The organism is Sphingomonas phyllosphaerae (assembly GCF_029623345.1).
Classification (GTDB): domain Bacteria; phylum Pseudomonadota; class Alphaproteobacteria; order Sphingomonadales; family Sphingomonadaceae; genus Sphingomonas; species Sphingomonas phyllosphaerae_C.
This window is the reverse complement of record NZ_JAPYKH010000013.1, coordinates 112,787-120,265: the sequence shown is the minus strand read 5'-3', so window position 1 is coordinate 120,265 and position 7,479 is coordinate 112,787. Positions and strand designations below refer to the sequence as shown.

The 7,479-nt window shown below is 71.7% G+C and carries 9 protein-coding genes; 4 read left to right on the top strand and 5 right to left on the bottom strand.

Translation table 11 applies throughout. The features are described from left to right. Positions 1–165 precede the first annotated feature (165 nt). Positions 166–1,017: an MBL fold metallo-hydrolase gene (locus QBJ89_RS13615; protein WP_223011918.1), complete on the top strand. Its 852-nt coding sequence runs from the start codon at positions 166–168 to the stop codon at positions 1,015–1,017. 93 nt (positions 1,018–1,110) lie between these two features. Here the strand turns inward: QBJ89_RS13615 and QBJ89_RS13610 are convergent, their stop codons facing one another. Genes QBJ89_RS13610 through folE form a run of 3 tightly spaced genes read right to left on the bottom strand, consistent with a single transcriptional unit; the run spans position 1,111 to position 2,820 of the window. Then, positions 1,111–1,455, bottom strand: coding sequence for a dihydroneopterin aldolase (locus tag QBJ89_RS13610; protein ID WP_277981015.1), 345 nt, complete (start codon positions 1,453–1,455; stop codon positions 1,111–1,113). Then, positions 1,448–2,197 (bottom strand): SDR family oxidoreductase, encoded by a 750-nt coding sequence (locus tag QBJ89_RS13605; protein WP_277981014.1) that lies wholly within the window; start codon positions 2,195–2,197, stop codon positions 1,448–1,450. Before QBJ89_RS13605 ends, QBJ89_RS13610 begins: the two co-directional genes overlap by 8 nt. After that, complete coding sequence (gene folE, locus QBJ89_RS13600) at positions 2,194–2,820, bottom strand: GTP cyclohydrolase I FolE (RefSeq protein ID WP_277981013.1); 627 nt, start codon at positions 2,818–2,820, stop codon at positions 2,194–2,196. Before folE ends, QBJ89_RS13605 begins: the two co-directional genes overlap by 4 nt. 128 nt (positions 2,821–2,948) lie before the next feature. Between folE and QBJ89_RS13595 the strand changes: the two genes are divergently transcribed. The 3 genes from QBJ89_RS13595 to QBJ89_RS20125 all read left to right on the top strand — a co-directional run bounded on the left by QBJ89_RS13595 (position 2,949) and on the right by QBJ89_RS20125 (position 4,565). Further along, positions 2,949–3,221: an SWIB/MDM2 domain-containing protein gene (locus QBJ89_RS13595; protein WP_277981012.1), complete on the top strand. Its 273-nt coding sequence runs from the start codon at positions 2,949–2,951 to the stop codon at positions 3,219–3,221. A 72-nt stretch (positions 3,222–3,293) separates the two neighbouring features. Continuing rightward, positions 3,294–3,839, top strand: a complete 546-nt coding sequence (locus QBJ89_RS13590; protein ID WP_277981011.1) for a hypothetical protein — start codon at positions 3,294–3,296, stop codon at positions 3,837–3,839. 54 nt (positions 3,840–3,893) lie between these two features. After that, a complete protein-coding gene (locus QBJ89_RS20125; RefSeq protein WP_347342834.1) occupies positions 3,894–4,565 on the top strand; it encodes a cell wall hydrolase in 672 nt (223 codons plus the stop codon). Positions 4,566–4,783: 218 nt separating this feature from the next. Here the strand turns inward: QBJ89_RS20125 and QBJ89_RS13580 are convergent, their stop codons facing one another. Next, positions 4,784–6,664 carry a glycoside hydrolase family 15 protein gene (locus tag QBJ89_RS13580; protein ID WP_277981010.1) on the bottom strand — a complete coding sequence of 627 codons (1,881 nt, stop codon included), beginning with the start codon at positions 6,662–6,664 and terminating at the stop codon, positions 4,784–4,786. Then, entirely contained in the window at positions 6,657–7,478 is an 822-nt protein-coding gene (locus QBJ89_RS13575; protein ID WP_277981009.1) for a glucose 1-dehydrogenase, read from the bottom strand. Before QBJ89_RS13575 ends, QBJ89_RS13580 begins: the two co-directional genes overlap by 8 nt. Position 7,479 lies beyond the last annotated feature (1 nt).

Here is a 7,479-nt window from a genome sequence, read left to right as displayed (position 1 = left end):
GCGCTGGAGCGCCGCCGCCGTGCTGGCGTTGGCCGGCGGCGCGTTGCTGACCGCACGCGCCTGGCGGATCGCGCGGCCCGCGATCGACGAGCGCACCCGCCGCCGCCTCGCGCCGCACGCGCGCGCCGTCGCGCACCCGAGCGCGGCCGAGATCGAGGTCGCCTGATGCGAGTCCATCATCTCAACTGCGGCACCTGCTGCCCCGCCGGCGGCGCGCTGTTCGACGGCACCAGCGCCGGCGCGCGCGCGCATCTCGTCTGCCACTGCCTGCTGATCGAGAGCGAGGCGGGGCTGGTGCTGGTCGACACCGGCTATGGCACGCGCGACGTGGCGCGGCCGCGCCAGCGCCTCGCCGAGTTCTTCATCCAATTGTGCCATCCGCAGCTACGCGGCGAGGAGACCGCGCGCGCCCAGGTGATCGCGCGCGGCTTCGATCCCGCCGACGTGCGGCACATCGTGTTGACCCACCTCGACTTCGACCATGCCGGCGGGATCGAGGACTTTCCCAACGCCGCGGTCCACCTGCTGTCGCGCGAGCGCGAGGTGGCGGACGCGCGCGCCGGCGGCGCCTTCGTCGGGCGGCGGCGCTATCGCCCGCAGCAATGGGATGAGGCGGAGAATTGGCGGCTCTACGCCGCGGGCGGGGGTGAGCCCTGGTTCGGCTTCGACGCGGTGCGCCAGCTCGAGGGGCTGCCGCCCGAGCTCCTGCTGGTGCCACTGGCGGGCCATACCTGGGGCCATGCCGGGGTCGCGATCCAGGAGGACGGCGGCGAGTGGCTGCTCCACGCCGGCGACGCCTATTTCTACCGCGGCGAGGTCGGCAGCGAGGAGTATCACTGCCCGCCGGGGCTGCGCGGATACCAGAAACTGATGGAGGTCGATCGAAGCGCGCGCCTCGCCAACCAGCGCCGGCTGCGGCGGTTATCCCTGGATCATGCCGGCGAGGTGCGCATGTTCTGCGCGCACGACCCGGTTGAGTTCGAGTTGCTTGCGGCGCGGGAGGGTCCGGTGTTTTGAGCCGGGCGCTTTGCTGTGAATGCTCGTCATCCCGCCTTGGGCCGGGATGACGGGATAGTGCACGCGTGTCTCGGCTGCGACGAGGGTCGATCCTCAGCGCCGGCGCACGATCTCGCAGCCGACCCGCGCGTCCGGGTACACGTCGGCCTTGACCGAGCGGACGCGCACCTGCCGCACGCGCGCATCCGCGAGGCACAGCGCGGCGACCCGCTCGACCAGCGTCTCCTGCAGCGCGAAGCCCTCGTCGGCCAGCGCGCGGATCCCGTCATGCACGCGGTCATAGTCGAGCACCGCCTCGATCGTGTCGGCGGGTACGCCGGGGTAATCGACGGTCAGCCACACCGACAGCAGCACACGCTGCGGCGCGGCCTCGTGCGGGTGGATGCCGAGCCGCATCGCCACCGCCATGTCCTCGATCAGCGTGGTGAACTCAGCCATGCCGGCGCCCGCTCCCCAGGTCGCCTTTCGTGAACATGACGTCGCGGTCGCTGCGGCAGAAACGCTGGCCCGCGTCGACGTAGAGCGTCTGCCCGGTGACGCTCTCCGCCTCGAGCAGATAAACCACCGCGGCGGCGACATTGTCGGCACCGACCGGACGGCGCAGCAGATTGGCGCGCGCGACCGCGTCGAACGCGGCATCGCTCTGGTCGCCGCTCGGCAGCGTCAGCCCGGGTGCGACGGCGTTGACGCGCACGCGCGGCGCGAACGCCTGCGCCATCAGCTCGGTCGCGCTCGCCAGCGCCGCCTTGGAAAGCGTGTAGCTGAAGAAATCGGGGTTGGGGTTGGCGAGCTTCTGGTCGAGCAGGTTGACCACCGCGCGCGCGCCGTCTCGCTCGGCGAGAGCGGCGGCGAGCACCGCCGGCGCGACCGCGTTGACCGCGTGGAGCCGCGCCGCCAGCGCCGGATCGATCGCGGCGGGTGAGTCATAGTCGAACTGCGACGCGCTGTTGACGAGCGAATCGACGTCGCCCGCGCGATCGAGCAGGCCGCGCAGCCCGGCGGTATCGGCGAGATCGCCCTGCACCGCGGCGCCGCCCAGCTCGGCGGCGAGCGCCTCGGCCTCGTCGCGCGAGCGGCCATAGTGGATCACCGGCACGTGCCCCGCCGCGGCGACGGCGCGCGCGATCGCGGCGCCCAGCCGCCTGGCGCCGCCAGTCACCAGCACGCGCCGCGCGGTCACGACAGACCCATCAGCGCCAGCACTTCCTTGCGGCTGCGATCATCGTCGCGGAACACGCCCATCATCCGGCTCGTCACCATCGCCACGCCGGGGGTGCGCACGCCGCGCGCGGTCATGCAGGCGTGGCTCGCCTCGATCACCACCGCGACGCCCTGCGGACGCAGATTGTGCCAGATACAATCCGCCACCTCGGCGGTGAGCCGCTCCTGCACCTGGAGCCGCCGTGCGAAGCCGTGCAGCACGCGCGCCAGCTTGGAGATGCCGACGACATGGTCGCGCGGCAGATAGGCGATGTGTGCCTTGCCGATGATCGGCGCCATGTGATGTTCGCAGTGCGACTGGAACGGAATGTCCTTGAGCAGCACGATCTCGTCATAGCCGCCCACCTCCTCGAACACGCGCGCGAGATGCACCTCGGGATGCTCGGCATAGCCGGCGCAATATTCCCTCCAGGCGCGTGCGACGCGCTGCGGCGTATCGCGCAGTCCCTCGCGCGTCGGGTCGTCGCCGGCCCAGCGCAGCAGGGTGCGCACCGCCTCGGCCACCTCCTCGGGGACGGGGATCTTTCCCGTGGCGGCCACCAGGTCGCCGTCGTCGGGCGTGTGTCGCGTGTCGTCGCTCATGCTTTTTCCCCTAGACGGCGCGGCGACGGCGATCCAGTGCGCGGCGCACCGTTACGCTCGCGCATCGTCGTGACGGCGAAATCTCCGCAGACCGGCCCTGTCGGCCGGCACGAACAGGAAGGAAGACCATGGCGACCACCACCACCACCGGCAGCAAGACCGGCGGCATCCACGCGCCCGTCCAGCCCTCGGCCGAGCTCGGCGCGATCGTCGGCAACGAAAAGCTGCCGCGCAGCCAGGTGATCAGCAAGGTGTGGGAATATATCAAGTCGAACAACCTGCAGAACCCGGAGAACAAGCGCGAGATCGTCGCCGACGAGAAGCTGAAGAAGGTGTTCGGCCGTGACAAAGTGACGATGTTCGAGATGAACAAGTACATCTCGCAGCACGTCAAGGCCTGATCCGGCCCGGCGGCGCGACCCGATCAGGCGAGCGCGCGCCGGCGACGATCCGCGGCGCGGCTAGGATGGAGGATGATGCTCCATCCCGCCGCGCCGCCCTCCGACCACGAGACCGCATTGGTGCCGCTCGTCCCCGGCGAGGGTGACCACGGCCGGCCGCGTCGATGCCGCGCCTACGCTGCCGTGGCCGCCGCGGCGTCACTGCTGGCGTTGTCGCGCGGCCTCGCGCCCGCGGCGGCCCTCCTGGCGACGTTCGCCGCGACGCTGCTGTACCTGGCGCGTCGCCTCGATCGGCATCGCGCAGCCGTGCTCGCAGTGCAGCTCGCCGCCATCGGCGAGACAAGGATCACGCATCGCTGGTGTCGCGCGCGGCCCGGCGCGGTCGCGCTCGCGGAAGGGCGGATCGTGTGGCTGGTCGATCGCTCCACCGCGGATCACACGGTGCGGCTCACCCCCGAGCAGATCGCGGCGGTGCGGCCGCTGCGTGGTTGGCGCGCGTGGCGCGTAATGCTGCTGTATCGCCTCGACCCGCACGAGGTGGCGCGGCGGTCCTTGATCTGCTTCGGCCGCGACCGCGCCGCCGCCGACGCCCTCGTCGCGCATCTCACCCGTCGGTAGCGGACGCGCGGTCAGCAACTTCCCCGGCGCAGCGCGGCGCGGTACAGCGCGGCGATGGCGCAACGACGCTCCCGTACTTCCGCGCGGCGACGGCCGGCGCGTCGGCGCGGTCGGCGCGGCGCGCGGACGTGGCTGACGTGGCCGCTGATCGTCGTCGCCTTTGCGCTCGCAGCGGTGACGCTCGGCTGGCTCGACAGCTGGCACCCGCGCGCGCCGCGCCGCGCGGCGGCGCGGCTGAGCGCCGAGGCCGCGCGGGCCTCAAACGACGCTTTCCCGCTCCATGCCGAGCGCCGCCGAGCCGCGCCGCGCTACCGCCTCCGCGGCGGCGAGGCCGAGCGCGCGCAGGCGGTCGAATGTCTCGCCACCGCGGCGCTGTACGAGGCGGGCGACGACCGCCGCGGCCAGCGCGCGGTGATGCAGGTGGTGCTCAACCGCGTGCGCGCGCCGGGCTATCCCAAGACCGTGTGCGGCGTGGTTTACCAAGGCGCGGCGCGCGACACCGGTTGCCAATTCTCCTTCACCTGCGACGGCTCGGTCGGGCGCCGCCCCGTCCGCGCCGGCTGGATCGGTGCGCGGCGGATGGCGCGGCGCGCGCTGGCGGGCGAGGTCGACGCCGAGGTCGGCCGGGCGACGCATTACCATACCGACTGGATGGTGCCGTACTGGCGCGACTCGCTGGTGAAGGTCGCGCGGGTGGGGACGCACCTGTTCTACGTGCGGGCGTGAGCGGGGGGTGCTGAGGGCAACGAGTTGCTTTGACGCGCGGTGGTGTTGATGTCGATTGTCTTCACCCGTCTTCCTCCCTCATCCCCGCGAGGGGAGGTGACGGAGGAAGAAGGGACGGCGACTGTAATCCGCACAACCGACCGTCCCGGCCGGCGCGCAATCTGCCGCCCGGAAGGGCTTGCGCGACCTCACTCGTCGCGCGCCTCCGCCTGCCCCCCTCACGGCTGCCAATTGGGCCGATAGCCGGGATCGAGCCGGCGATCGAGAAAATAGGCCGCGCTGATGAAGGCCAGATGCGTCAGCGCCTGGGGAAAGTTGCCCAGCGCCGCGCCGCGGCGATCCAGCTCCTCGGCGAACAGGCCGAGGTGGTTGCCGTAAGCGATGCCCTTTTCGAGCATCAGCTGCGCCTCATCCAGCCGACCGGCGCGGGCGAGGCACTCGGCGTACCAGAAGGTGCAGGTGGTGAAAGCGCCCTCGCCGCCCTCCAGCCCGTCATCGTCGCGGTAGCGATAGACCAGCCCGTCGTCGCGCAGCTGCGCGCCGATCGCGTCGAGCGTCTTCAGCCACACCGGATCGGTTGAGGAGACGAAGCGCACCAGCGGCATCATCAGCAGCGCGGCGTCGAGCGCGGTGCCGCCGCGCTCCTGGACGAAATAGCCGTGGGCGGGGTGGCGGAAATGCGCCCAGACGTCCGCGACGATCGCGTCGCGCGCCTCGGCCCAGGCGACCAGCGGCGCGGGCAGCGAGCGCTTCTTGGCGAGCCGGATGGCGCGATCGAGCGCCACCCAGCACATCACGCGCGAATGGAGGAAGTGGCGCGGCGGCCCGCGCATCTCCCAGATGCCCGCATCGGGCTCCTGCCAGTGCGCGATGACGAAATCGACGATGCCGCGGACGTGCTGCCAGCCCGCGTGGCTGATCGCTGCACCATATTTGTTGGAGAGATAGGTGCTGTCGAGCAGCTCGCCGAAGATGTCGAGCTGGGTCTGGCCGTGCGCGGCGTTGCCGATCCGCACCGGCCGGCTGCCGGCGTGGCCGGCGAGATGGTCGAGTTCGCGCTCGTCGGCCGCCTCCGATCCATCGATCGCGTACATCACGCGGATCGGATGCTCCCGGTCGGCGTGCATCACGCGCTCGCCGGCCCAGCGGCGGAAATGCTCGGCCTCATCGACGAAACCCAGCCGCATGAAGGCGTAGACCGTGAACGATGCGTCGCGGATCCAGGTCGCGCGATAGTCCCAGTTGCGCCCCGCGCCGGTCGCCTCGGGCAGCGCAAAGGTCGCTGCCGCCGCGATCGAGCCGTGCCGTGCCGAGGTCAGCAGCTTGAGCGCCAGCGCCGAGCGCAGCACCTGCTCGCGCCACCGCCCCTTGTAGCTGGCGTGGCCGAGCCAGTGGCGCCACGCCTGTGCGGTCGCCGCGATCGCGGCCTCTATCGATGCCGCGTCGGGGCGGGCGAGCGAGTCGTCGCCGAGCACGAACCAGGCGCTGTCGCCCGCTGCCAGCGTGAAGTCGGCGGTCACACCGCCCGCTCCGTCGCCGACGACGAGCGGCATCGAGGCGTGGAGGCGCAGCGCGAGGTCTGCTCCGGCGAAGCGCGCACTTCGGTCCTCGCCCTCCACCCGCGGGACCTCGCGCGCATAGTCGAAGCGCGGTGCGCAGCGCGCGTCGAAGCCGACCGTCCCCTGCGTGACGGTCACGCGACGGAGCAGGCAGCGCGCGCCGAGCGTCCCGACCGCGTCGGGATGGGGCATGAGGTCGATCACCTCGGCGCTACCCTCCTCCGCCATCCAGCGGGTCACCAGCACGTTGGTGTCGGGCAGATAGAGCTGCAGCCGGCGCGGGTCGGCGAGGCGCGGCGCGAGCCAAAAGGCGCCGCCCTTCTCGTCATCGAGCAAGTCGGCGAAAATCGTGGGGCTGTCGAGCGACGGCCAGCACAGATAGTCGATCGTGCCGTCGCGCGCGACGAGCGCGGCGGTTTCGAGATCGCCGATGATGCCGCGGTCGCCGATCGAGCGCGGCGGGATCCGGCGCGCTGACCGGGGGCGCTCGGCCGGGTGCGCGTCCGCGCCGTTGCCAACGGCCCCGGCGCGCTCAGCCATTGTCGCGGAACTCGGGGTAAAGCGTCATCCCACCGTCGACGAACAAGGTCGTGCCGGTGACATAATCGGCGTCGTCGGAGGCGAGCCACACCGCCGCGCGCGCGACGTCCTCGGGCTCGCCGATGCGGCCGTAGGGGATTAGTCGCAGCAGCTTCTCCAGCGCTGCGTCGGTCTCCCATGCCTCCTTGTTGATCGGCGTGCGGATCGCGCCCGGAGCGATGGCATTGACCCGGATGCCGTCGGGCGCGACCTCCTGCGCGAGCGAGCGAGTGAGCATGCGCACCCCGCCCTTGGCGGAGGCATAGTTGACGTGCCCCGCCCAGGGAATCACCTCGTGAACCGAACTCATCGCGATGATCGTCCCCGCGCTGCGCGCCGGTCGCGCGTCGCTCGGCTGCGCGCGGAAGCGGCGCACCGCCTCGCGCGCGCAGAGGAACTGGCCGGTGAGATTGACCCCGATCACCGTGTTCCATTGGTCGAGCGAGAGGTCGGCGATGGCGGCGTCCTGCTGAACCCCCGAGTTGGCGACGAGGATATCGACGCGGCCGAAGGCGGCGGCGGTCTCGGCGAACAGGCGGACCACCTCTTCCTCGTGCGAGACGTCGGCCTCGATCGCGACGGCGCGTCCGCCCGCGGCCTCGATGCGCCCGACGAGTTCGTCGGCCGGTTCGCGCTGCGAGCGATAATTGACCGCCACCGCAGCGCCGGCGCCGGCGAGCGCCGCGGCGACCGCTAGGCCGATGCCCGAGCTCGCGCCCGTGACGATCGCGCTGTGGCCGGCGAGCGGTCGCGCCGGGTCGGACCTCGTCGCCATC

Coding starts and splice junctions, on each gene's coding strand:
- QBJ89_RS20125 (WP_347342834.1), top strand. CDS start 3,894: ATGGCGCAACGACGCTCCCGTACTTCCGCGCGGCGACGGCCGGCGCGT.
- QBJ89_RS13575 (WP_277981009.1), bottom strand. CDS start 7,478: ATGGCGACGAGGTCCGACCCGGCGCGACCGCTCGCCGGCCACAGCGCG.
- QBJ89_RS13595 (WP_277981012.1), top strand. CDS start 2,949: ATGGCGACCACCACCACCACCGGCAGCAAGACCGGCGGCATCCACGCG.
- QBJ89_RS13615 (WP_223011918.1), top strand. CDS start 166: ATGCGAGTCCATCATCTCAACTGCGGCACCTGCTGCCCCGCCGGCGGC.
- QBJ89_RS13610 (WP_277981015.1), bottom strand. CDS start 1,455: ATGGCTGAGTTCACCACGCTGATCGAGGACATGGCGGTGGCGATGCGG.
- QBJ89_RS13580 (WP_277981010.1), bottom strand. CDS start 6,664: ATGGCTGAGCGCGCCGGGGCCGTTGGCAACGGCGCGGACGCGCACCCG.
- QBJ89_RS13590 (WP_277981011.1), top strand. CDS start 3,294: ATGATGCTCCATCCCGCCGCGCCGCCCTCCGACCACGAGACCGCATTG.
- folE (WP_277981013.1), bottom strand. CDS start 2,820: ATGAGCGACGACACGCGACACACGCCCGACGACGGCGACCTGGTGGCC.